The organism is Rhizobium sp. 11_C7_N12_5 (assembly GCF_051811145.1).
Taxonomy (GTDB): Bacteria; Pseudomonadota; Alphaproteobacteria; order Rhizobiales; family Rhizobiaceae; genus Rhizobium; species Rhizobium lusitanum.
On record NZ_JBPWPY010000001.1, the window covers coordinates 3407914 to 3430199 of the forward strand.

Here is a 22286-nt window from a genome sequence, read left to right on the forward strand (position 1 = left end):
TCGCGTATCGTTCCGCTCTCCCCGATCGAACGAGTATGGGCTCGTTCAAAAGCTGTTTCGTTCATGTTTTGACACTTTGAGCCTGAGGCGCGGTTTTCCGTTGCGTGACAACGCTGGAAAGCGGAATGCTCAGAGCCGGAACAATTTCCCGTTTGGGGCGGATACGGACTTTGGGAACGGATTTGCATGCACCGCTGGGACAGAATCGCGGCCCCGGCCGTCAGCGGAGACTGCCGCCCTTCGGGCGCATTCTTGGCGGCTTCTGTCTGATCGCCATCGCCGGCTTTTCCCTTTATTCGGCGCTGCTGCGCGACGATCTCAAGAAAACCCAGCCGATCGAGACCGCCAAGAAGGAAGAACCCGCGCCTGCTGTCGAAGAAAAGCCGGCGGCAACGGGCCTGACGCAGGTCGATCCGCAATCCGGCGCCAATACCACGCGCATCGTCACCGGCGACGGCTCCGTGGTCACGATGTTCAGCCCCAATAATCGCGATGGCAACGGCCCGGTATTGATCAACGCCAATCAGGTCGGCCAGGACCCCCGCATGGCGGCAACGCCGAACGACAGCCTGCTGGAGGATTCGCCCTTCGGCAAGTTGCCGATCACGGGGCCGAGCGGCTTGAGGCCGATGGATCAATATGCCAGGCCCTGGTCCGGCGCACGCGGCACGCGCGTCGCCATCGTCGTCAGCGGCCTCGGCCTCAGCCAGACCGGCACGCAGCGCGCCATCGAGAAACTGCCGGAAGAGATAACGCTCGCCTTTGCGGCCAGCGGCAACAGCCTGCAGCGCTGGATGCAGGATGCGCGGCGCGGCGGCCACGAGATCCTGATTCAGGTGCCTTTCGAACCCTTCGACTACCCGGGCAACAATCCGGGTCCCGACACCCTCCTGACATCGTTATCCGCCACGAAGAATATCGACAACCTGCACAAGGCGATGGGCGAGATCACCAATTATACCGGTGTGATGAACTATCTCGGCGGCCGGTTCCTTTCCAATACCAGCGCCATGGAGCCGGTACTGCGCGACATCGGCAAACGCGGTCTGCTTTTCCTCGACGACGGCTCTTCGGCGCAATCGAAATCCGGAATGCTCGCCAAGACGCTGGAGGTGCCGCATGCCTTTGCCGACGTACAGCTCGACGGAGAATTGCAGCAGGATGCGGTCATGAAGAAACTCGACGAGCTCGAGCGCATCGCCCGGCGCAACGGCTCGGCGATCGGCGTTGCCTCCGCCTTCGACGAGAGCGTCGACGCCATCAGCAAGTGGAGTGAGGAAGCCGCCATGCGCGGCATCGAAATCGTCGCGGTCTCGGCGCTTGCCGACGACCCCAAGCACCCCTGATCTTTGGAGAGAATGATGAGCAAGCCCCACGCGCCCGTGAAGGCCGAAGACCTGCCCTACCGCCCTTGCGTCGGCATCATGGTGCTCAATCGCGATGGCCTGGTCTGGGCCGGCCGGCGCATTCCGATCGGCAATTCCGAGTATGACGGCTCGCCGCAGCTCTGGCAGATGCCGCAGGGCGGCATCGATGCGGGCGAAGATCCGCTGGAGGCCGCCTATCGCGAGCTCTATGAGGAAACTGGGATGAAAACGGTGAGCCTGCTGGCCGAAGCGAAGGACTGGATCAACTACGATTTGCCTTCGCAGCTGATCGGCATCGGCCTGAAAGGGAAATTCCGCGGCCAGACCCAGCGCTGGTTCGCCTTCCGCTTCGACGGCGACGAAAGCGAAATCGCCATCAACCCACCGCCGGGCGGCCATGAACCGGAATTCGACGCCTGGGGATGGAAGCCCATGGCAACGCTGCCCGAGCTTATCGTCGCCTTCAAGCGATCGGTCTACGAACAGGTGGTCGCCGAATTCGAGCACCTGGCGGGTCTGCAGGCCGAAGACTGAACGGGGGGATCCGGCCGCTCAAAAAGCGGCCGGCTTCGTGATACCAGTTATTCTGCTGAGTCGGCAGAATCGGCGTTCAGCTGGCCGTACTTGGCTTCGCCGATCTTTCCAAGCAGCTCGAGCTGGGTTTCCAGGAAGTCGATATGGCCTTCCTCATCCATCAGCAGCTCTTCGAACAGCTTCATCGAGACGTAGTCGCCGGCGTCATGACAGATGTCGCGCGATTTCTTGTAGGCCGCGCGGGCGTCGTATTCGCCAGCGAGATCGGCCTCCAGCACTTCCTTGACATTCTGGCCGATACGCAGCGGTGCCAGCGTCTGCAGGTTCGGATGTCCCTCGAGGAAGATGATGCGGGCAACGAGGCGATCTGCGTGCTGCATCTCCTCTATGGATTCCGCACGCTCCTTCTTTGCCAGCTTGGTATAGCCCCAATCTTCGAGAAGTCGGTAATGGACCCAATACTGATTAACTGCGCCAAGCTCGAGGAACAGTGCCTCGTTAAGCCGCTCGATGACTTTTTTGTCGCCTTTCAATGTCCGCTCTCCTGCTGTCTTCATGAAATTTTTTCAAGCGGGACATGAAATCAAATATTTCTGCTTCCGTCGAGTGACGACGGGCATGATAGTCCTCGGTTGTCTGTATAATGATATCAACGACATTCGGGAAACATCCGCAGCAGCGACCGCGCTTCGACATGGCGTGATAAACCTTGGCGGGGACGATGAGCTGCCAACAGTCCTCATCCAGGAACTCGTTGATGACGTCCCGGATTTCCTTGTCGGTGATGTAATTACAGCTACAAACCAGCATTCTTCGCTCAGCCCGTCAAACATGACACTTGCTGTCTTGTTATCTGCTAAAGAAGACGCTCTTTGTCAAGAAAGAAACGATTCATTTTGATCGGCAGGCGACACCGGTGGCCTATGGGCCCCGGATGCAAACCCCTGCATTCAATGAAAGTTGCGGCCTCGCGGCATCACCTTCGCCGTTTCGACAATATCGGTGCGGCCTTCCGTCGCTGCCCCGGCCTCGCGCTCCAGCGGGTCGGGCGATACACGTCTTTTCTTTTGTCGGTGGTCCATGGTTGGCCGCAGCGCCTCATCCGCCCGGTCGCTGACGCCGAAGCGCCGTGCCTCGCGCTGCAGAATGCCGAGCGCCGCGGTCATATCCTCGATATAGTCGACCACCACATGGATGACACCGCTCTCGCTCTGCAGGCGGCCGCGAATCTTCACCAGCCGCGCACCCATGACGATGGCGCGGTATTTTTCAAACATTTTCGGCCAGACGATTGCATTGCCGACACCCGTCTCGTCCTCCAGCGTCATGAAGATCACCCCATTCGCCGAGCCCGGCCGCTGGCGTACCAGCACCAGACCCGCGATCGTCACCATCCTCCCATTCGCCACATTGGGCAGATCCCGGTTCTGCACGATGCCCATGTTGGCGAAGTCGGCACGCAGGAACGAAACCGGGTGCGCCTTCAGGGACAGCGACAGGTAGCGATAGTCCTCGATGACCTGCTCGCCGGGCAGCATCTCGGGCAGTGCGACCGCCGGCTCGAGCTGCAGGTCCGTATGGTCGCCAAGATCGAAGAGGGGAAGTGTTTCCGCAGCGCTGCCGGCATCGAGCGCCCGAACCGCCCATAGCGCCTCACGCCGGCTCAAGCCGATGGAACCGAAAGCATCGGCATCCGCCAGGCGCTCGATCTGCGACTTGGCAAGCCCGGAGCGCAGCCAGAGATCGCGCACGGACCGATAGCCATCGCCGCGACGCTCGACGAGCTGTTCCATCTCCTCATCCGACAGGCCCTTGACCTGCCGGAAGCCGAGGCGGACGGCACATTTCGTCTTGATGTGGCCGCGCATCGACGCATGGCGGGGCTCGACCGCGTCTTGATCGAAGCGCGCCTCCTCCAACAGGCAATCCCAACGGGAATGATTGACATCCACCGGCCGCACCTCGACGCCATGTTCGCGCGCATCGCGCACCAGCTGCGCCGGTGCATAAAAGCCCATAGGCTGGGCATTGAGGATCGCCGCGCAGAAGACATCGGGATAATAGGTCTTCAGCCAGGAAGAGGCGTAGACGAGCAAGGCAAACGAAGCCGCATGGCTTTCGGGGAAACCATATTCGCCGAAACCTTCAATCTGGCTAAAACAGCGTTCGGCAAAGTCTTGAGGGTAACCGTTCGCGACCATGCCCGAAACCAGGTCCTGCTTGAATTCGTCAACCTTTCCTGTCCGCTTGAACGTTGCCATGGACCGGCGCAAACGATCAGCTTTTGCCGCCGAAAATCCGGCTGCTGTAATGGCAATCTGCATCGCCTGTTCCTGAAATAGGGGAACACCTAACGTTCTTTCCAAAACCGCCTTCAATTCAGGCCGATGGTAATCGATCGGCCGATTCTGAAGAACGTCATCCCGTCGTTTGAGATAAGGATGCACCATATTGCCCTGGATAGGACCGGGCCGGACGATCGCTACCTCGATAACCAGATCATAGAATCTGCGGGGTTTGAGACGCGGCAACATGCTCATCTGCGCCCGGCTTTCGATCTGGAAGACGCCGATCGTGTCGGCACGGCAGATCATGTCATAGACCGGTACGCGGTCGGGATACTCGCCACTCCCGAGATCGGCGAGTTCCTTCTTAACGTCGTAATGCAGCAGCAGCAGGTCGAAAGCCTTGGCAAGGCAGGTCAGCATGCCGAGGGCCAGGACGTCGATCTTCAATATGTTGAGATTGTCGAGATCGTCCTTGTTCCACTCGATCATGTAGCGATCGTCCATCGCCGTGTGCATGATCGGCACGACCTCGTCCAGCCGATCCCTGGTGATGACGAAGCCGCCGACATGCTGAGTCAGGTGACGCGGAAACCCCATCAGCGTCGCGGCATAGGAAAGGACGTTCCGTGTCGTCTTGTCGGTGAGATTGAGACCGGCAAGCTTGGCCTCGCGTTCGGACAGTTCCTCCGTCGACCAGCCCCAGACACCGCTGGCAAGAGCTGACTGCACATCCTCCGACAAGCCGAAGGCCTTGGCCACTTCGCGACCGGCCGAGCGTGCCCGATAGCTGGTCACCGCCGCCGTCAGCCCGGCATGCTCCTTATGATAATGCCGGTAGATGAACTGAATAACCTCTTCGCGCTTCTCATGCTCGAAATCGACATCGATATCCGGCGGCTCCTCGCGCTCCGTCGAGATGAAACGCTCGAACAAAAGTGTCGTGATCTCCGGATTGACCTCGGTAATTCGAAGACAGTAGCAGACTGTGGAATTGGCGGCAGAGCCGCGCCCCTGGCACAAGATATTCTGACTGCGGGCATATTCCATGATGCGATGCACCGTCAGGAAATAAGGCTCATATTGCCGTTCGCGGATGAGCTTGAGCTCATGATCGATCTGTTTGGCGACCTTTTCAGAGATTCCATTGGGATAGCGCCATTTCGCACCCTCCCGCGTCAACCGCTCCAGCGTTTCATAAACCGCCTCGCCCGGAACACTTTCGTCGGGATAATTATGCTTCAGCTCATCGAGCGAAAAAGACAGCCGACTAAAGAATTTCTGCGTATTGGCCACGGCCTTCGGATAATCCCTGAAAAGGCGCGCCATCTCGGCAGCACCCTTCAGATAGCGCTCGGCATTGGCCGCGAGCCTGAAGCCCGCTTCCGCGATCGTCACATGCTCGCGGATCGAAACGACGATATCGGCAAGCGGCTTGCGTTCGGTTGCGTGATAGAGCGGCTGGTTGCTGGCGATCAGCCGCACCCCGTTGCGCAATGCAATGATGGAGAGCGTGGCAAAGACCAGCCGATCCCGCCCGTCATAGGCAGGCGACAGCACCATATGGAGCTTCCTGCCGAAGCGCATCCATAGCCGCGCCAGGCATTGCTCCAGCTTCTCCTGCCCTTCCGGCGTCTCCACGCTCTCAGCGTCGGGAACGAGCGCCAGCATCATCTCGTCACCCCATACCATCAGGTCGGCTTCTTCAAGCTTGCAGGAGCCTTTCTCAGCCTTGAGATTGCCGGCGCTCAACAGCCGGCAAAGGTGCGCCCAACCCTTGCGATTCTGCGGATAAGCAAGAATGTCGGGCGTATCGTCCGAAAAGACCAGGCGAGCGCCGGGCTGGAAAGCGACCGGCTTCAGGAGCGGCTTTTCCGGCTTCCCTTTGGCTCGAAGCTCCAGATTCTCCTTGATAGTTTCCTTGTATTTCATCTGGAGAAGCTTGGTATGCGCATGTGCCTTGACCACGCCGGCAACCGAATTGCGGTCGGCAATCCCAAATCCGGAAAGCTTCAGGCGGGCGGCCTGTACCACCATCTCCTCCGGATGCGAGGCTCCTTCGAGAAAGGAGAAGTTCGTTCTCACTCCGATCTCGAAGAAGGGCACAGGCTCGTGAAAGCTCGGACGCGCGTTCATGCGAAAACTCCGTGCATGTACCAGTCCGGCGCCGTCTCGCCTCGGCCATAGAGACCCTTGCGGAACAGCCAGAAACGATGGCCCTCCTCGTCCTCGACCTGGAAATAATCGCGGGCCGGCGTTTCCTCCTCCTCGATCCACCATTCCGCCGAAAGCCGCTCCGGCCCTTCGGCTCGGCTTACCCGATGCATGACGCGCCGCCAGCGGAATTGCCGGGGCGGCCCGTCAGGTACTTCGGCGGCAACGGTTTCGATCAGTTCCGGCATGCGAAACAACCGTAGCGGCCGTTCACCCCGGAAAAAGCCGTGGCCGGCATAGTCGCTGCCTGTCCGCCTATGGGCGGCGAGGATTTCCATGGCGGGCACCGGTCGGGCGGCCCGTTCGGGAATATGACTTTCCCTGAGCTCGAAACCCTGCAGGCAATCCGGTCCCAGCCGCGCCGCGACCCGGTCGGCGAAGGCAGCAAGCGACGTGCCCTGCCGGCCTTCTCCAACGAAATCACCCTGCATCGCATCGAAGGGTGCATGCTGCAGAACATTCAGGCGGACGATCTCGAAGCCGTATCCCACATCGAGATCGTCATGAATGGCGGTAAAACGCTCGGTGAACAGGCTGGCGATCCGGCTCGGCTCCCGCAGCGGCTGCGATGCCCCGGCGGCAATGCGGAATACCGCCCCATCCACCCTGAACAGCAAAAGCTCGAAGGAGCGGCCTCCGACACCGCGTGCCTCCAAACCCGGTTTCAGCGTTTCGGCAAGCTGGCGGGCGAGCTGCAGAATATCGGCTTCCGCCTGTACCGGCTCGGCAAGCCGGCGCTCGACAGACAATTGCGCGACCGGCCGGCGCGGCGAAATCGGCTCTTCGACCAGCCCAACGGCCTGATCGAGCCGCAACAGCAGCGATGCGCCGAAACGGCGGGCAAGCGGTGCGCGTGGTGCGGCCAGAAGATCGCCCACCTGCTTCAACCCCAGCTTCTGCAGCGCGGCGATCGTCTCCTCGCCAAGCCGCAGCGAAGCCACCGGCAACGGCGCCAACGCCTCCTCCATGGCTTCTGGGGGAACGATGCGGCTTTCCTCGAAACGGGCGACCGCCCAGGACAGGCCTGGCGCCGAGGAAATGGCGCCGCGCACGTCGAGCCCCAGCCGGGAAATCCGGATCAATATATCCTCGAGCAGCGCCTCCTCACCGCCGAAGAGATGAGCGCAGCCTGTAATATCGAGAAACAGCCCATCCTTGCCGTCGATCGCCACCAGCGGCGTATAGCGATCGCACCAATCGGCGATCGCTTCCAGCAGCTTGCGATCCGCCGAGGGTTCCTCCTCGACGACATCGAGGGTAGGGCAGATTGCCCTCGCCTCGGCCACGCCCTGGCCCGGCTTCAGCCCGATCATCTCCGCCCGCTCGTTGAGCGCGGTCAGCCGCATGGTATTGTTCAGCTTGCCGGCGCAGACCAGCGGCGGCGTTTCAAGCCGGCCTGTCGAACGCCAGGACAGGCCCCAGCGCTTGCGGGCGATCCGGTCGGTGGGCAGATGCGGAAAGGTCAGCGCCAGAATGCGCTGCGTGTTCGCCGGGAAGGGCAGGGTGCTGAGCATCGGGGACAAGGGCAAAGCGGCGGTCATGGGCATTCCACTCCAGGGTTATGGAAAGAGGCGCCGGGTTGCGGCTCTTTTCCAAGGTCAGACGAAAGGCCGGATGACCGATGCTGCCGCCAAGCACCGATCCGTCCGGCAGGGGCCGCGCCTGCGCCGGCGCGGGTTCGACAGAGAAGCGGAAGAGGGCGCTGCTTGCCTCCTCCTCGCCTCCTTGCCGCAACAGAAACAAGGGCCGCTCCGCCGCCTTGGCCCTCAGCGCCAACCGCCGGCTTTCGGTCAGCCCGAAGCGGGCGGGATTGCCGCGCACCTCCAGGATGACGACCGCAAAGGCGGCGCTGGCAAGTGCTGCCTCCGCCAGCCAGAGCGCATCTTCCAGCTTGCGTGGCGAAGCCTGCAGGAATGCCGTCGGCTCCAGTCCGAAATCTCCGATACCGATGGCATAGGGCAGGCCCGCCTCCATCGTGGCGACCGTATCGCCGATCCACAGAACCGGGGATACGGCAGCAGTGCCGGCAGCTTGCGCATGAAGCCGCGCGGCAAGAGCAAGGGCGAAGCCGCTGGCCGCCCCCGCATCGCGCAGGCCCAGCGAGCGGACCTCGGTCAGACCATCAAGGGGAACACCGCCCTGCATCGCCGCATCGAGGTCGTCGACGCCGGTCGCAAGCAATGGCTGGGCAACACCTGCAAAACCGGGTCTCCCCTTCTCCGCCAGCGTTTCGCGCGCCGCCGCGGCCAGCGCCGGTATAGGCCTGCCTTCAAGTCGGGCAATAGTTTCACGCAGGGCAAAAAACGTTTCCCGCGCCACGGCGGCTTCGGCCATGACGTTATCTCCAGATCATTTATGTTCCTGTTATGTTCTTATGGATTCCAGAGGTCGGAAAAAGAGTCAACACCAATTTATAAGAAAATATTCCTTTGCCTTAATCCGCACTCGTAAAAGCGACGCAAAGGCTCTATATGACCAGCGAAGGAAGGAAGCATTCATGGCTCGCATTGACCAGAGCGAGGATTGGCGGGACCGCCACGCGCCCTCAATCAGCACATTCGAATCTCTGGCCATGGAGGCTTACAGCCACTTGCCGGACGAATTTCGCTCGCTCACCGGCAACCTCATCATCCTCATCGAGGATTTTCCCGATGACGATGTGTTCGAGGACATGGCGCTGGAAACGCCCTTCGACCTGCTCGGCCTTTTCGAGGGTCGCGGCATATCCGAGCGCTTCACCGCCCAGACCGGCGAGATGCCCAACAAGATCCGCCTCTATCGTCGGCCGATCATCGATTACTGGGCGGAAAACGAGGAAACCCTCGGCGACATCATCACCCATGTCCTGATCCACGAGATCGGCCATCATTTCGGCCTGAGCGACGAGGACATGGAGCGCATCGAGGAAAGCGCGGAAGAAGCGACGGATCGATGACATCAGACCCCGACCGCAGGACGGTCAGGGGAAGGGCACGAGGTACCCGGTACTTACTGCTCGGAAAGCTTCATCTCAGGATCGTAATCCTTTCCCGCGACTTCCTTGACGACACCCTGGCCGCACTGCATCTGGCCGGTCGCCGCATTGAAGGCGTAGGTCGGCGAGCCCGACAGTTCCCAGCCTTTGTTCAGCGCCGCTGATACCTTGTGGCAAAAGGAAGCGTCGTCGGGCCCGGTGAGGAAGCGGTAGAGTTTCATCAAAGCGTCTTTCGTAGGATATCAGCCCTCACCCTGAGCGTGTCGAAGGGTGATGGCGTGCTGCGATCAGGCGAGCTTTATGAACCAGTCTCTCTGCCTGGACAAGATGCAGCCGCTCCACCATCCGCCCGCCGAGGTTCACGACATTGAGATCAGCAGCGTTCGGCGCGGCAAAGGCGCCGATGATGGCCTCAGCCTCGGCAATGGCTGTTGCATCCGGACCGAAATGCCGGTTGGCGGCTTCGATCTGGCTCGGATGGATCAGCATCTTGCCGAAAAAGCCCATGGCGGCGCCCTGGCCGCATTCGGCGTCGAACGCCTCCATATCCTTGAAATCGTTGAAAACGCTGTCAAGGGCCTCAAGCCCGTAGGCGCTCACGGCCAGCACCACCTGCATCAGCCAGGGAACGAGATAGGCGCGGCCCGGCTGCGGCAACACGCCGGTTTCCTTCCTGAGGTCGTTGAGACCGACGACGAAGCAATCGAGCCTGCTGCCCGACGTGCGCCCGGCCTCGGCGATCGAAGCCGCATTCAGGATGCCGCGTGGCGTCTCGATCATCGCCCAGATGCGCAGGCTCTCCGACGCATCCGCCTCGGCCAGCCTGTCGCTGACATCAATCACGTCCTGCGGCTCGTCCACCTTGGGCAACAGCACCGCATCCGGCTCGAGCGCCAGAACCAGGTCCAGATCGTCGGCACCGAAATTGGAGGAAAGCGCATTGATGCGAATGACCCGCTCCTTGCCTGATAGCGGCGAGGCGGCGAAGAATCTCCGTAAATTATCCCGCGCCTCGGCCTTCTTCTCCGGCGAGACGGAATCTTCGAGATCGAAGATGACGGCATCGCAATCGAGGCTATCAAGCTTTTCCAGAGCGCGCCGGTTGATGGCGGGAACGCTCAACACCGAGCGGCGCAGGCGGGCGGGACGAGAGAAGGATGATTGGCTCATAGTGTCGTTTTGCCGCGCTTTTAATCGGCAGGCAAGCCAACAAAAAGCCATGCTCCTCTTGCAGATGGAAAGGAAGAGGACCACATTGCCGTAAGTAGAGAGGTCTCGACCATGCAGAATATCCGTTCCCTGTTCATTGCTCTTGCCGGTATCACCGTGTTTGCAGCCATGGCGCTGTTTACCGTTTCGCTCACGCTTGCCGTCGGCGGTATCCTGACCGTGCTCATGGCAGCCCGTGCGATTTCGCTCCGCATGAAGCCTGCGCCGGTGCGCGCCAAGACGAACAGCCAGCGCGAAATGCGCATCTGGAACGACGGTCGCGGCACGATTATCGATCTCTGAGGTCGGACACAGGGCAGGGGCAGCCTATTGCCCACTGTCGAATGCGCTCGCACCAATCCCAGGCATGTTCCTGAAGGCGGATTGCGACCAAAGCGCCGGTTTTAGAGCATCTCCAAGATTCTCCTTCATTTCGGGCCGGATTTGCTCTATTGGCAGGATAATTCGTGCTTAGACGAAAATGAAGGCAGGACCCCATGGACAAGTTCGTGAAGTTGACCGGTGTTGCAGCACCGCTCCCGGTCGTCAATGTCGACACCGACATGATCATCCCGAAGGATTATTTGAAGACCATCAAGCGCACCGGTCTCGGTACGGGGTTGTTCGCTGAAGCCCGCTACAACGAAGATGGTTCGCCGAATCCGGATTTCGTGCTGAACAAGCCGGCCTATCAGAATGCGAAGATCCTCATCGCCGGCGACAATTTCGGCTGCGGCTCCTCGCGCGAGCACGCTCCTTGGGCGCTGCTCGATTTCGGTATCCGCTGCGTCATCTCGACCAGCTTCGCCGACATCTTCTACAACAACTGTTTCAAGAACGGCATCCTGCCGATCAAGGTCAGCCAGGAAGACCTCGACAAGCTGATGGACGACGCTTCGCGCGGCTCCAACGCCATTCTGACGGTCGATCTGGAAAACCTCGAAATCACCGGCCCGGACGGCGGCTCGCTCAAGTTCGAACTCGATGAATTCAAGCGCCACTGCCTGCTGAACGGCCTCGACGATATCGGCCTGACGCTGGAAAAGGCATCTGCGATCGACAAGTTCGAAAAGTCGAACGCCGCCGCTCATCCCTGGGCCGCCTGATCGATTTCATCATTGTTTTGCACTTCGAAGCCGGGCCTTGCAGCCCGGCTTTTTTCATGCGGAGGCCCCCTCTCCCCGCAAGCGGGGAGAGGGGGCTGTCCCGCAATTACACGCTCAAGAACCGGGGAACGCAAATCTCGGAAAACGGATCGGGCACCATCTTTTCCACCCGCTGTAATATGATCGACAAGAAGGGGGTCCATATAAGCCTGCCGAGGCCGTTGCGGCCTCTCCTCCCGTCCTAATTCCTCTCCACGCAATGGAGCCTCTCCATGACTTCCCTCCCTATTGTCGGCGCCGCCATGACGCTCTCCGACGTCGAAACTCATCGCAACTGGCTGCTCGAAAAGCCGCGCGATCTGGAACTGCAGAGCTTCGTCGAAGCCGAAGTCCTGAACGGCGATTGGCAGCCGCTGGCCGAGCGCGCCCGCAAGCTGCTTGACGGCCATGAAGGCCGCCTCGGCATCCACGGCCCGTTCTGGGGTTTCGTCATCGCCTCGCAGGATCCGGACATCCGCGCCGTCGTTTCCAAGCGGCTGCTGCAGGCACTCGACGTCTGCGCCAATATCGGCGCCACGCAGATGGTCATCCATAGCCCCTATACGTCCTGGTCCTACAACAACCTCGACAACAACAAGGGCGAGCGCGAGAAGATCATCGAATATACGCATCTGACGCTCAAGGATGCGGTGAAGCGCGCCGAAGACATCGGGCTGACCATGGTCATCGAAAACATCGAGGACAAGGATCCCCATATCCGCGTCGGCCTCGCCGACAGCTTCAATTCGCCCGCCGTCGCCGTTTCGATCGATACCGGCCATGCCCATTACGCCCATGGCTACACCGGCGCGCCGCCGGTCGACTACTATGTCCACGCCGCCGGCAACCGCCTGCAGCACGTCCACCTGCAGGATGCCGATGGCTATGCCGATCGCCACTGGAGCCTCGGCGAAGGCAATATTCACTGGCGTGCCGTCTTTGCCGCCCTTGCCAAGCTTAACAATAACCCGCGCCTGATCATCGAGATCAAGGACAAGTCGAAGATCCCGGCATCGGCTGCCTATCTGGCCTCGCTCGGCTTGGCTGAGTAAACGGAACAGATGACATCGGTCTCTGGTCTTGCGCCGGAGGCCGGCTAGCTATGCGTCACACATCGCCGCAGCGGTCAGGTCCATCAATCGACCACTGCGCCAATCGCCAAGGCAATTGAACGCGGCAGCGGATATGGCTGCTCTTGCGGCAGATGCGTGTCCAGATAGGTCTGATCTCCTGCGTCAACCGCCTTCTTGAGGCGCAAAGCCTGCTCAGTGACATCAGTGATCTTCTTGATCCACTCTTCGGCATATAACGGTACGGTATCGCCGCTGAGACCGATCTGAAGCGACCGATGGGGCAAAGGTCGGAAAAAGATGTCTCGCTCCGGATCCCACTGAATCCGAACCATACTGACCTGAAGCTTTTCCTTCCAAGCCGTCTCGCTGACATAAAGCTCCGGGTCGAAGTGGCTCAGGCATGCCATCGACAAGGCCCGCTCGAAACCGGCGCGATCGATATCGATGGCCAGCACCCGCTTTTGGTTCTCATCCTTGAGACCCCAGCCGCAGCGATACATCATCCAGAGAAAAGACGGTTTGATCCAGGTCATTCGCGAGAAACTGAACGGCGCTGCAAAAGTGCCCTGCCGAAGCGCTATATCGGCGATCTGATCGCCATAAGCCTGATAAACCCGGATTGTAGTGTCAGTAAAAATTGCTCGTATTTGTTTATGCATGGCCATTTATAGATAGAAAGCCCTGACCGAACAAGCCGACGTCGAAAGATGCGATGGGCGACAGATGGCACCCCAAACTCCCGAAAACCGTACCGTTTCGCGCCCTTCCTCGCTTGAAAAGCCGCATTTGCAGGTCTAAGAACCCGCAACCTATTTCTTTCGCGGAGGCTTTCCCATGACAGTGCGCAATCTCTTCCTCCTGCCGGGTGACGGCATCGGCCCAGAAGCCATGGGCGAAGTCCGCAAGATCATCGCCTATATGAACGAGGCGAAGGATGCCGGTTTCGTCATCGACGAAGGCCTTGTCGGCGGCAGCGCCTATGATGCGCACGGTGCGGCGATCTCCGATGCCGATATGGCAAAGGCAATGGCCGCCGATGCCGTTCTCTTCGGCGCCGTCGGCGGTCCGAAGTGGGATGCGGTGCCTTACGAAGTGCGCCCGGAAGCCGGCCTGCTGCGCCTGCGCAAGGATCTCCAGCTTTTCGCCAACCTGCGCCCGGCCATCTGCTATCCGGCGCTGGCATCGGCCTCGTCGCTGAAGCCGGAACTGGTCGAGGGTCTCGACATCCTGATCGTGCGCGAACTCACCGGCGGCGTCTATTTCGGCGAACCGAAGGAGATCATCGATCTCGGCAACGGCCAGAAGCGCGGCATCGACACCCAGGTCTACGACACCTATGAAATCGAGCGCATCGCCGGCGTCGCCTTCGAACTGGCACGCACCCGCAACAATCGCGTCTGCTCGATGGAAAAGCGCAACGTCATGAAATCAGGCGTGCTCTGGAATCAGGTCGTTACCGCCACGCACAAGGAAAAATATGCCGACGTCCAGCTCGAGCACATGCTCGCCGATGCCGGCGGCATGCAACTCGTTCGCCAGCCGAAGCAGTTCGACGTCATCGTCACCGACAACCTCTTCGGTGACATGTTGTCCGACGTCGCCGCCATGCTGACCGGCTCGCTCGGCATGCTGCCTTCGGCCTCGCTCGGCGCTCCCGACGCCAAGACCGGCAAGCGCAAAGCGCTTTACGAGCCGGTACATGGTTCGGCGCCCGATATCGCCGGCAAAGGCATCGCCAACCCGATCGCCATGATCGCCTCCTTCGCCATGTGCCTGCGCTACTCCTTCGGCCTCGTGGCTGATGCCGATGCGCTGGAAAAGGCGATCGCCAACGTGCTCGACAGCGGCATCCGCACCGGCGACATCATGTCGGCAGGCAGCCGCCAGGTCGGCACCGCCGAGATGGGCGACGCCATCCTCGCCGAATTCAAGGCCCTGTCCGCATAAATCGCCTGATATATTTCACGTGAAACACGAAACCCCGCTCTGCTTGTGCAGTGCGGGGTTTTTCGTCGAGCCTCCGGGCAGCGCAGCTATGGCCGGCCACCTTAAAAATACTGTTACAAGAGCCTGCTAGGCTTGATCGCTGACTTGGTGGAAGTTCGACGACGGACGGTGGACATGCAGGCGATCTTGACGTCTCTCGACAGACGTTGGCGGCGAAGCGACGCACGGCTTGCGCCATCCCATTGGAAGATCTGTCTTTTCCTGACGGCCAATATCGTCCTTCTCTCCGCACTGCTGTTCGACTGGCCCGTCGGCGCAACCCTCAAGAACCTGTCGCCATCCATTCGCTTCTTCGGTGGAATGCTGACCGATTTCGGCGATTCCGGCTGGATCATCCTCATCAGCGCCTTCCTGTTCTTCGAAGGCTGGGCCGGCAGCAGGTTGCTTCACTCGCAACGCTGTCGCTGCCAGGCGCTGCGTATCTGCCAGATCGGCGGCTATCTGCTGACCACCATCGTGCTTTCGGGTCTCCTCGCCAATCTGCTGAAGCGCGCCATCGGCCGCGCCCGCCCGATGCATTTCGCGGATTGGGGGCCGTTCGGCTTCTCGCCGTTCAACGGCCGTGCCAGCTTCGAGAGCTTCCCGTCGGGCCATGCGACCACCATCGGCGCGCTGTTCGTGGCATTTGCCTTCCTCTTCCCACGCTATCGCTATATCTTCGCCGCATGTGCCCTCTGGCTGGCGATCACACGCGTCATGATCGGCGCGCATTATCCAAGCGACGTCATGGCCGGCCTGGCGCTCGGTGGATGGTTCTCCTTCATGACAGCGATCGTCTATTCCCGCTACGGCCTGCTCTTCCGCATCAACAATGCCGGTTGGCCGACACCGAGATGGCCACTGCTGAAGACCAGCAAGCCTTTGATCTGAAATCGATCTGCGGCTATTGCGCCGCCTGCGGCATCTCCGTCGAAACACCGGATCGGTCTCCGCACAGAACAGGCGGAACAGGGCACTCCCTTTCGCCTGAGCGCGCCTTCATGCCTGGCCGCATCCCAAAGGTTGCCAAGGTCATCAGGCATTCATATATCTGGGAGGACAGCCGCCGCGCAAAGCGGTCAACCCGATTTCGTTTCCACTGTGATGAAAACCATGGATGCCGGTCCGATACGTTTGAGCGAAAGGCAGCTGGGATTGATTTCCCGGGCGCTGGCCGAGCCGCGCCGCGTGCAGATCCTGAAGGAAATCGGCAAGCGAACCGAGCCCATGGCCTGCAGCGTCCTCAACCAGTGCCACACCGTCAGCGCCGCGACGATTTCGCACCATCTCAAGGAACTTGAAAACGCCGGTCTCATCGAGATCCGGCGTGAAGGCAAGTTCGCAAACCTTGTGTTGCGACGCGACATCCTGGCCGCCTACATGGCGGAGCTTTCCAGAATCTGACAATTTCGTCTGCGGTCGTCGGCGCCTGCCCTTGTATCAGTTAGATGATTATCTAAATATCAAACGGACGATGCCGATCGGTTTTCGGGTCGCATACGCCCAATAGTTCGACAATTGTAAAATCGTCTAACAATTCTCTACAGGAGCTAATATGAGCAAGCTGACAGGCAAGGTCGCGATCGTGACCGGAGCATCCAAGGGCATCGGCGCAGGCATCGCAAAGGCGATGGGCGAGGAAGGCGCGGCCGTCGTGGTCAATTATGCCTCGAGCCGCGAAGGCGCCGACAAGGTGGTGGCAGAAATCACCGCCAAGGGCGGCAAGGCGCTCGCCGTCCACGGCGACGTATCAAAATCCGAAGACGTAAAGCGGCTCTTTGCAGAGGCTAAGCAGGCCTTTGGCGGCGTCGACATTCTCGTCAACAATGCCGGCGTCTACAAATTCGCGTCTCTGGAAGAGATCACCGAGGAGGAATTCCATCGTGAATTCAACATCAACGTCCTCGGCACGCTGCTGACGACGCAGGAAGCGGTGAAGTATTTTGGCCCGGAAGGCGGCAATGTCATCAACATCGCCTCGACCGCCGTCACCATGAACCTGCCGACCACCGCGGTCTATACGGCGACCAAGGCGGCCGTGACCTCGATCACCCAGATCCTTGCCAAGGAACTCGGCCCTCGCAACATCCGCGTCAACACCATCTCGCCCGGCGGCGTCGAGACCGAGGGCGTCATCGCGGCCGGCGTCATCGGCAGCGACTTCGAAAAGCAGATGGTTTCGCAGACGCCGCTCGGCCGCCTTGGCCAGCCGACCGACATCGCCCCGATCGCGGTCTTCCTTGCCTCGAAGGATTCGAGCTGGCTGACGGGGGAAACCCTCTATGCCGGCGGCGGCCTGAAATAGGCTTCACGGCGAAGCCGCTCTCCAGGAGGAGGGCGGCTTTATACGGCCGGCTGTGGCGCCGAGCCAATATGTTAGCGAACGATTGCAAAACGACCCCGTTTTCCTATTTACTGCAAATGTTCGGGTTTTCCGCACAGCATCGCAGTCGACCGTGCCGCGAAGCGACATCTCGTCCGCGAAACCTCAAAATAGATCCTGTCTGCAATGCGATCCCACGCAACAGCGAATGTCATCGAATTCCTTCAAGATCCGCCGGCGATCACTGTCGCGAACATCAAAACGGAGGACGACTTTATGAATACCGCTAACACCAAATCGAAACTGGGCACCCGCACCAATCTCAGTGAAGAAGCGACACGCGATATTTCCGCAGCGCTGAACGCGCTGCTGGCGGATGTCTTTGCCCTCTATCTGAAAACCAAGAATTTCCATTGGCATATGAGCGGCCCGCATTTTCGCGACTATCACTTGCTTCTGGACGAACAGGGCGATCAGATCTTCGCCATGACCGACCCGATGGCAGAGCGAGCCAGGAAGATCGGCGGAACGACGTTGCGGTCGATCGGCAATATTGCCAGGCTGCAGCGCATCCCCGACAACGACGCCGAATATGTCGATCCCCAGGACATGCTCGCCGAATTGGCGGATAACAACCTCAAGCTTGCTGCCGAAATCCGCGCGACCCATGACGTCTGCGACGAATATGGCGATATCGCCACCGCCAGCCTTCTTGAGAACTGGCTGGACGAGACGGAACGCCGCACCTGGTTCCTGTTCGAATCCACGCGCAACACCAACCGCTAACCGCGGCACTGCCCGCCTTCGGACATAATGACCGCGATGGATGCCATAATCTCGATTTCCTCGCTCCCGCTTCTGCGGAAACGAGGAAATCCTTGACTCCTGTGGAAAACCTCTTAGAACCGGCGACGGAAAAGGAAGACTTCCATGGTTCGCTTCGAGCAGATCGACGGCTTCAGTCACCTGGCGGAATATGCCGGGCTGGATGTCTATTTTCCGGTTTCTTCCAAAACCAAGGCCAAAACGACGACGAAAACCGTCTGACGTCTCTGGCCTGCCGCTCTCTCCCCGGCTCGGTCGGGGACAGGAACCGGTCGTCATGGCCGCAGTTCCCCCCTCGCCAAAGAGGAGAGAAGAGAAAGAGAGCTTGAGAAATGGGTTTCAAAGTTGCAGTAGCGGGCGCGACCGGGAATGTCGGCCGCGAAATGCTCAATATCCTGTCCGAACGCGGTTTTCCGGCCGATGAGGTCGTGGCGCTCGCGTCGGCCCGCTCGCAGGGAACCGAAGTTTCCTTCGGCGACCGGACGCTGAAGGTTTCCAACCTGGAGAACTACGATTTCTCCAACACCGACATTTGCCTTATGTCGGCCGGAGGCGATGTCTCGAAGAAGTACTCGCCGAAGATCGGCGCCCAGGGCTGCGTCGTCATCGACAACTCGTCCGCATGGCGCTACGACGCCGACGTGCCGCTGATCGTGCCGGAAGTGAACCCGGATGCCATCACGCAGTTCACCAAGCGCAACATCATCGCCAATCCGAACTGCTCGACCGCGCAGCTCGTCGTTGCGCTGAAGCCGCTGCATGATTTCGCCAAGATCAAGCGCGTCGTGGTCTCGACCTACCAGTCCGTTTCCGGCGCCGGCAAGGACGGCATGGACGAGCTGTTCAACCAGACCCGCGCCGTCTTCGTCGCCGACCCGATCGAGAACAAGAAGTTCACCAAGCGCATCGCCTTCAACGTCATTCCGCACATCGACGTCTTCATGGAAGACGGCTACACCAAGGAAGAATGGAAGGTGCTGGCCGAAACCAAGAAGATGCTCGATCCGAAAATCAAGGTCACCTGCACAGCTGTCCGGGTGCCGGTTTTCATCGGTCATTCTGAATCGGTCAATATCGAGTTCGAAAACGAGATATCAGCCGATCAGGCTCGCGATATCCTGCGCGAGGCGCCAGGTTGCCTCGTCATCGACAAGCACGAAAACGGTGGCTATATCACGCCTTACGAGTGCGCCGGTGAAGACGCGACCTATATTTCGCGCATCCGCGAGGATGCCACCGTCGAAAACGGCCTCAACATCTGGGTCGTTTCCGACAACCTGCGCAAGGGCGCGGCACTGAACGCCATTCAGATTGCCGAACTGCTCATCAACCGCGGCCTGATCAAGCCACGTAAGCAGGCTGCATAAGCATTCCTAAACCAATTTACGGTTTATAAATCTTCGCCAGCTAAGCAGGATTAAAATGGAAGCCTCGCCATTTCGGACCGAAAGGCGGGGCTTTTGCAAATGCCTTTGGCGGCGATGCTTCCCGTGAAGCGAAAACATCGGTCGCTAAAATGTGATAATGACAGGACGGTCGGATGCTGGCATGGTCCAGTGAAGACTAGACCGCGCACGAGCCCGGATTGGAGGGCTTATGCGCCATTCAAAAACGGTTACCGCGTTTGCGGCGCGGTAAGAATTCGGGGAAACTGAATGCGCATCACAAAGTCTGGAATGGCAACTCTCGTGGCGGGCGGGTTGTTGCTGGCGACGCCGATTGCCGCGAATGCGGCATCCTGTGGCAACACTTCCGCCGGCTTCGAGAACTGGGTGCAGGAATTCAAGCGGGAAGCGCAAGGACAGGGCGTCAGCCCGTCGGTCCTCGATCGGGCCTTCGCCAACGTCCATTACAATCAGCCCACCATCCGGGCCGATCGCGGCCAGAAGAGCTTCAAGCTTTCCTTCGAGGAATTCATGAAGAAGCGCGGCGGCCAGTCGATCATCAATCGCGGCAAGAGCATGAAGCAGGCCAATGCCGCGCTCTTCTCCAAGATCGAGAAGCGCTTCGGCGTGCCCCCAGGCCCGATTATCGCCATCTGGGGTATGGAAACCGGCTTCGGCGGCTTCATGGGCGATCAGCATACGCTCTCGGCCGTCTCGACCCTTGCCTATGATTGCCGCCGTTCCGCATTCTTCACCGAGCAGCTCTACTCTGCCCTCAAGCTTGTCGGCGAGGGCTACCTCAGCCCGTCGGCCCGTGGCGCTGCGCACGGCGAAATCGGTCAGACGCAGTTCATGCCGAAAAACGTCGTTGCCTTCGGCGTCGATGAAGATGGCGATGGCAGGGTCGACCTTGTGGGATCGCGCGCAGACGCGCTTGCTTCGACGGCGAACTTCCTGCGCGGTCATGGCTGGCAACCCGGCGCCGGCTACCAGCCTGGCGAACCGAACTTCTCAGCCATTGCCGGCTGGAACGACGCAAAGGTCTATCAGCAGGCAATCGCCTATATTGGTCAGCAGATCGACGGCAGATAAGCTGGATCAAAACGAAAAAAGCGCTGCGACCGGATGGTTCACAGCGCTTTTTATTTGAGCTAATTTTAGCTCCTAGACATCAGGCCGGATGAAATCCCGGGTTTCAGGGTCCATGACCCACAATTCCCCTGTGGAAATATCGAACCATGCGCCATGCAGGCTCAGCTTGCCTTCTTCTTCCCGCGCCTTGATCTCCGGAAAGCTGCGCAGATTGTCGAGCGAATTGCGGATCGAGATGCGCTCCAGCGCCGTCTGACGCTCCGCCGGCGTCATGATGTCGTTGCTCTGGATCTGTTCGGCGGCCGGCTTCAGCAGCCCCATCCACCTACCGATGAAATCACCGGGCGAAAGCGGCTCGGCGTTCGGATCCAGTGCCGCGCGAATACCGCCGCAACGGCCGTGACCCATCACGACGATATCGGAGACTTTGAGCGACAGAACCGCGAATTCGAGCGCCGACGAGGTCGAATGGAAATTACCATCAGGCTCATAGGGCGGCACCATGTTGGCGACGTTGCGGATGACGAAGAGTTCTCCCGGGCCGGCATCGAAGATGATCTCCGGTGCCGAGCGGGAGTCGCAACAGGCAATCACAAGCGTCGACGGGTTCTGGCCGAGATCGGCGAGCGTGCGATAGCGCTCGCGCTCATCGACGTAACGCCCACTCATGAAATTGCGATAGCCGTTCAAAAGGGTGTCGGGAAAGCTTTGCATGGATATTGAATTACAGCGCACATCGGCCGATGGCAACTATTGCGCTGCAAAAAGCGCCCGGCATTCCCGGCTGCTATTTTTTCCGCCGCTGCGCCGGATGCATGAGGTGCCGCAGCTGTACCATCGCCATCGGCGTCGATAGGCTGGCCGCATCCGCGGCGAGCGTCAACTCGTCGCTGCCGCGCTTGACGGCGCGCGCCAGCACTTCATAAACGCTGGCCGTGGCAAGCTGCAGCGCCCGTTCCTCGTCCATCCCGGACACAAGGCGGGACAAGAACAAGGCGGACAGCAGGTCGCCGAGCCCGTTCGGAGCATTCTCGATGCTGCGATGCTCTGCAAGCAAGGCGCTGCGGCCGCTAAGATAGAGATTTCCGATACCGCCAGCCATCATCGGCACCGCCGACGTCACCAGCATGCGCGACGGCCCGAGGGCGAGTGCGGCCTCCATGATGGCATTGTTGTCTTCGAGCGGCGCGCCGGCGAGCCAGGCAAGCTCGTAGCGGTTTGGCGTTGCCAGCGACGCCAGCGGGATCAGATGATCGCGGATCGCCTCCGCCGTCGCTTCGGGCACATAGAGCCCGCCGGCATCGCCGATGACCGGATCGCAGGCATAGAGGAGATCGGGGTTCTTCTCCCGCAAGGCCGCCACCAGCCGGGCAACGGAATGCACCTGCGCTGCATTGCCGAAATATCCCGACAGGACAGCCTTCACCTCAGGCAGCCACGGCGCGGCGATCAGATCGTCGATCGCACGGTCGAAATCCGCCTCGTTGAAGGTCAATCGCGTCGAACGACCGTGGCCCGGATGCCATGGCAGGACGATGGTCGGCAGCGCCCAGACCGGATGGCCGAGCGTTTCCAGCGCAAAGACCGCGGCACGATTGCCGACGGAACCTCTGACGACATGGCTGGAGATGACGATAACGGCGCCGGCCGATATTTGCGACATGATAATAACTTCCAGTTCAGGGCTTCAAACTGCAATGGCGCCGTTGATGATCCCTTTCGCGCCACTCTGTCAACCGCGCTTCACAAACTCATGAAAACCTCTGTTGAATAGCCGGGTTCGGCAATTTCACGTCAACGCCATCTGCTTTGGGGCGAGATCCACCTTTCGGCAAGATTTCTAAAAATTCGCGGCCAAATCGGTCGAAAAGCAA

At 60.0% G+C, this 22286-nt stretch carries 24 protein-coding genes; 14 read left to right on the forward strand and 10 right to left on the reverse strand.

Annotation, left to right across the window (positions count from 1 at the left end; translation table 11 throughout):
* The first annotated feature begins 170 nt into the window (after positions 1-170).
* Together AB8B29_RS16700 and AB8B29_RS16705 are read left to right on the forward strand one after the other, a co-directional pair.
* A complete protein-coding gene (locus AB8B29_RS16700) occupies positions 171-1346 on the forward strand; it encodes a divergent polysaccharide deacetylase family protein (protein ID WP_037195699.1) in 1176 nt (391 codons plus the stop codon).
* A 15-nt stretch (positions 1347-1361) separates the two neighbouring features.
* On the forward strand, positions 1362-1901 hold the full coding sequence (locus AB8B29_RS16705; RefSeq protein WP_092573076.1) for an RNA pyrophosphohydrolase: 540 nt from the start codon (positions 1362-1364) through the stop codon (positions 1899-1901).
* Positions 1902-1948: 47 nt separating this feature from the next.
* Here the strand turns inward: AB8B29_RS16705 and bfr are convergent, their stop codons facing one another.
* Together bfr and AB8B29_RS16715 are read right to left on the reverse strand one after the other, a co-directional pair.
* A complete protein-coding gene (gene bfr / locus AB8B29_RS16710; RefSeq protein WP_037196153.1) occupies positions 1949-2434 on the reverse strand; it encodes a bacterioferritin in 486 nt (161 codons plus the stop codon).
* The gene (locus AB8B29_RS16715; RefSeq protein ID WP_312865278.1) at positions 2400-2672 is read right to left on the reverse strand and encodes a (2Fe-2S)-binding protein; all 273 of its coding nucleotides are present in this window, start codon (positions 2670-2672) and stop codon (positions 2400-2402) included. Before AB8B29_RS16715 ends, bfr begins: the two co-directional genes overlap by 35 nt.
* On the opposite strand from AB8B29_RS16715, the gene AB8B29_RS16720 reads away from it, so the two are divergent.
* Positions 2559-2801: a hypothetical protein gene (locus tag AB8B29_RS16720; protein WP_312865279.1), complete on the forward strand. Its 243-nt coding sequence runs from the start codon at positions 2559-2561 to the stop codon at positions 2799-2801. The two genes, AB8B29_RS16715 and AB8B29_RS16720, sit on opposite strands and share 114 nt — an antisense overlap.
* 50 nt (positions 2802-2851) lie before the next feature.
* On the opposite strand, the gene AB8B29_RS16725 is transcribed toward AB8B29_RS16720, so the two are convergent.
* Genes AB8B29_RS16725 through AB8B29_RS16735 form a run of 3 tightly spaced genes read right to left on the reverse strand, consistent with a single transcriptional unit; the run spans position 2852 to position 8734 of the window.
* Positions 2852-6322 (reverse strand): error-prone DNA polymerase, encoded by a 3471-nt coding sequence (locus tag AB8B29_RS16725; protein ID WP_113118867.1) that lies wholly within the window; start codon positions 6320-6322, stop codon positions 2852-2854.
* A complete protein-coding gene (locus AB8B29_RS16730) occupies positions 6319-7746 on the reverse strand; it encodes a Y-family DNA polymerase (RefSeq protein ID WP_246704858.1) in 1428 nt (475 codons plus the stop codon). Before AB8B29_RS16730 ends, AB8B29_RS16725 begins: the two co-directional genes overlap by 4 nt.
* 40 nt (positions 7747-7786) lie before the next feature.
* Positions 7787-8734, reverse strand: a complete 948-nt coding sequence (locus tag AB8B29_RS16735; RefSeq protein WP_439006611.1) for a hypothetical protein — start codon at positions 8732-8734, stop codon at positions 7787-7789.
* A gap of 163 nt (positions 8735-8897) precedes the next feature.
* On the opposite strand from AB8B29_RS16735, the gene AB8B29_RS16740 reads away from it, so the two are divergent.
* The gene (locus tag AB8B29_RS16740; RefSeq protein ID WP_034510894.1) at positions 8898-9335 is read left to right on the forward strand and encodes a metallopeptidase family protein; all 438 of its coding nucleotides are present in this window, start codon (positions 8898-8900) and stop codon (positions 9333-9335) included.
* A gap of 53 nt (positions 9336-9388) precedes the next feature.
* Here the strand turns inward: AB8B29_RS16740 and AB8B29_RS16745 are convergent, their stop codons facing one another.
* Together AB8B29_RS16745 and AB8B29_RS16750 are read right to left on the reverse strand one after the other, a co-directional pair.
* Entirely contained in the window at positions 9389-9595 is a 207-nt protein-coding gene (locus tag AB8B29_RS16745) for a DUF1737 domain-containing protein (protein WP_047559437.1), read from the reverse strand.
* 28 nt (positions 9596-9623) lie between these two features.
* Positions 9624-10544 (reverse strand): HpcH/HpaI aldolase/citrate lyase family protein, encoded by a 921-nt coding sequence (locus tag AB8B29_RS16750; protein WP_113118865.1) that lies wholly within the window; start codon positions 10542-10544, stop codon positions 9624-9626.
* Positions 10545-10655: 111 nt separating this feature from the next.
* On the opposite strand from AB8B29_RS16750, the gene AB8B29_RS16755 reads away from it, so the two are divergent.
* The 3 genes from AB8B29_RS16755 to AB8B29_RS16765 all read left to right on the forward strand — a co-directional run bounded on the left by AB8B29_RS16755 (position 10656) and on the right by AB8B29_RS16765 (position 12780).
* Entirely contained in the window at positions 10656-10886 is a 231-nt protein-coding gene (locus AB8B29_RS16755) for a hypothetical protein (RefSeq protein WP_037195680.1), read from the forward strand.
* Positions 10887-11080: 194 nt separating this feature from the next.
* A complete protein-coding gene (leuD, locus tag AB8B29_RS16760; protein WP_037195677.1) occupies positions 11081-11689 on the forward strand; it encodes a 3-isopropylmalate dehydratase small subunit in 609 nt (202 codons plus the stop codon).
* A 272-nt stretch (positions 11690-11961) separates the two neighbouring features.
* Positions 11962-12780, forward strand: coding sequence for a sugar phosphate isomerase/epimerase family protein (locus AB8B29_RS16765; protein ID WP_037195675.1), 819 nt, complete (start codon positions 11962-11964; stop codon positions 12778-12780).
* An 83-nt stretch (positions 12781-12863) separates the two neighbouring features.
* Here the strand turns inward: AB8B29_RS16765 and AB8B29_RS16770 are convergent, their stop codons facing one another.
* Positions 12864-13466 carry a DUF4291 domain-containing protein gene (locus tag AB8B29_RS16770; protein WP_037195673.1) on the reverse strand — a complete coding sequence of 201 codons (603 nt, stop codon included), beginning with the start codon at positions 13464-13466 and terminating at the stop codon, positions 12864-12866.
* Between the two features lie 169 nt (positions 13467-13635).
* Between AB8B29_RS16770 and leuB the strand changes: the two genes are divergently transcribed.
* From leuB to AB8B29_RS16805, 7 genes are all read left to right on the forward strand, one after another.
* A complete protein-coding gene (leuB, locus tag AB8B29_RS16775) occupies positions 13636-14748 on the forward strand; it encodes a 3-isopropylmalate dehydrogenase (protein ID WP_037195672.1) in 1113 nt (370 codons plus the stop codon).
* Between the two features lie 174 nt (positions 14749-14922).
* On the forward strand, positions 14923-15678 hold the full coding sequence (gene lpxE, locus AB8B29_RS16780) for a lipid A 1-phosphatase LpxE (protein ID WP_037195671.1): 756 nt from the start codon (positions 14923-14925) through the stop codon (positions 15676-15678).
* Positions 15679-15900: 222 nt separating this feature from the next.
* Positions 15901-16191: an ArsR/SmtB family transcription factor gene (locus AB8B29_RS16785; protein ID WP_051963408.1), complete on the forward strand. Its 291-nt coding sequence runs from the start codon at positions 15901-15903 to the stop codon at positions 16189-16191.
* A 151-nt stretch (positions 16192-16342) separates the two neighbouring features.
* Positions 16343-17092 (forward strand): SDR family NAD(P)-dependent oxidoreductase, encoded by a 750-nt coding sequence (locus AB8B29_RS16790; protein WP_047559413.1) that lies wholly within the window; start codon positions 16343-16345, stop codon positions 17090-17092.
* Positions 17093-17386: 294 nt separating this feature from the next.
* Positions 17387-17896 (forward strand): Dps family protein, encoded by a 510-nt coding sequence (locus AB8B29_RS16795; protein ID WP_037196149.1) that lies wholly within the window; start codon positions 17387-17389, stop codon positions 17894-17896.
* Between the two features lie 371 nt (positions 17897-18267).
* Positions 18268-19302 (forward strand): aspartate-semialdehyde dehydrogenase, encoded by a 1035-nt coding sequence (locus tag AB8B29_RS16800; protein WP_037195667.1) that lies wholly within the window; start codon positions 18268-18270, stop codon positions 19300-19302.
* Between the two features lie 288 nt (positions 19303-19590).
* Complete coding sequence (locus AB8B29_RS16805) at positions 19591-20412, forward strand: lytic murein transglycosylase (RefSeq protein WP_037195665.1); 822 nt, start codon at positions 19591-19593, stop codon at positions 20410-20412.
* Between the two features lie 72 nt (positions 20413-20484).
* On the opposite strand, the gene AB8B29_RS16810 is transcribed toward AB8B29_RS16805, so the two are convergent.
* Both AB8B29_RS16810 and pdxY read right to left on the reverse strand, forming a co-directional pair.
* Positions 20485-21126 carry a carbonic anhydrase gene (locus tag AB8B29_RS16810; protein WP_037195663.1) on the reverse strand — a complete coding sequence of 214 codons (642 nt, stop codon included), beginning with the start codon at positions 21124-21126 and terminating at the stop codon, positions 20485-20487.
* 73 nt (positions 21127-21199) lie between these two features.
* The gene (gene pdxY, locus AB8B29_RS16815; RefSeq protein WP_037195661.1) at positions 21200-22075 is read right to left on the reverse strand and encodes a pyridoxal kinase PdxY; all 876 of its coding nucleotides are present in this window, start codon (positions 22073-22075) and stop codon (positions 21200-21202) included.
* Positions 22076-22286 lie beyond the last annotated feature (211 nt).

Coding starts and splice junctions, on each gene's coding strand:
- AB8B29_RS16800 (WP_037195667.1), top strand. CDS start 18,268: ATGGGTTTCAAAGTTGCAGTAGCGGGCGCGACCGGGAATGTCGGCCGC.
- AB8B29_RS16740 (WP_034510894.1), top strand. CDS start 8,898: ATGGCTCGCATTGACCAGAGCGAGGATTGGCGGGACCGCCACGCGCCC.
- AB8B29_RS16785 (WP_051963408.1), top strand. CDS start 15,901: ATGGATGCCGGTCCGATACGTTTGAGCGAAAGGCAGCTGGGATTGATT.
- AB8B29_RS16730 (WP_246704858.1), bottom strand. CDS start 7,746: ATGCGGCTGACCGCGCTCAACGAGCGGGCGGAGATGATCGGGCTGAAG.
- AB8B29_RS16770 (WP_037195673.1), bottom strand. CDS start 13,466: ATGGCCATGCATAAACAAATACGAGCAATTTTTACTGACACTACAATC.
- AB8B29_RS16795 (WP_037196149.1), top strand. CDS start 17,387: ATGAATACCGCTAACACCAAATCGAAACTGGGCACCCGCACCAATCTC.
- lpxE (WP_037195671.1), top strand. CDS start 14,923: ATGCAGGCGATCTTGACGTCTCTCGACAGACGTTGGCGGCGAAGCGAC.
- AB8B29_RS16705 (WP_092573076.1), top strand. CDS start 1,362: ATGAGCAAGCCCCACGCGCCCGTGAAGGCCGAAGACCTGCCCTACCGC.
- pdxY (WP_037195661.1), bottom strand. CDS start 22,075: ATGTCGCAAATATCGGCCGGCGCCGTTATCGTCATCTCCAGCCATGTC.
- AB8B29_RS16735 (WP_439006611.1), bottom strand. CDS start 8,734: ATGGCCGAAGCCGCCGTGGCGCGGGAAACGTTTTTTGCCCTGCGTGAA.
- AB8B29_RS16790 (WP_047559413.1), top strand. CDS start 16,343: ATGAGCAAGCTGACAGGCAAGGTCGCGATCGTGACCGGAGCATCCAAG.
- AB8B29_RS16765 (WP_037195675.1), top strand. CDS start 11,962: ATGACTTCCCTCCCTATTGTCGGCGCCGCCATGACGCTCTCCGACGTC.
- leuB (WP_037195672.1), top strand. CDS start 13,636: ATGACAGTGCGCAATCTCTTCCTCCTGCCGGGTGACGGCATCGGCCCA.
- AB8B29_RS16805 (WP_037195665.1), top strand. CDS start 19,591: ATGCGCATCACAAAGTCTGGAATGGCAACTCTCGTGGCGGGCGGGTTG.
- AB8B29_RS16750 (WP_113118865.1), bottom strand. CDS start 10,544: ATGAGCCAATCATCCTTCTCTCGTCCCGCCCGCCTGCGCCGCTCGGTG.
- AB8B29_RS16725 (WP_113118867.1), bottom strand. CDS start 6,322: ATGAACGCGCGTCCGAGCTTTCACGAGCCTGTGCCCTTCTTCGAGATC.
- leuD (WP_037195677.1), top strand. CDS start 11,081: ATGGACAAGTTCGTGAAGTTGACCGGTGTTGCAGCACCGCTCCCGGTC.
- AB8B29_RS16745 (WP_047559437.1), bottom strand. CDS start 9,595: ATGAAACTCTACCGCTTCCTCACCGGGCCCGACGACGCTTCCTTTTGC.
- AB8B29_RS16810 (WP_037195663.1), bottom strand. CDS start 21,126: ATGCAAAGCTTTCCCGACACCCTTTTGAACGGCTATCGCAATTTCATG.
- AB8B29_RS16755 (WP_037195680.1), top strand. CDS start 10,656: ATGCAGAATATCCGTTCCCTGTTCATTGCTCTTGCCGGTATCACCGTG.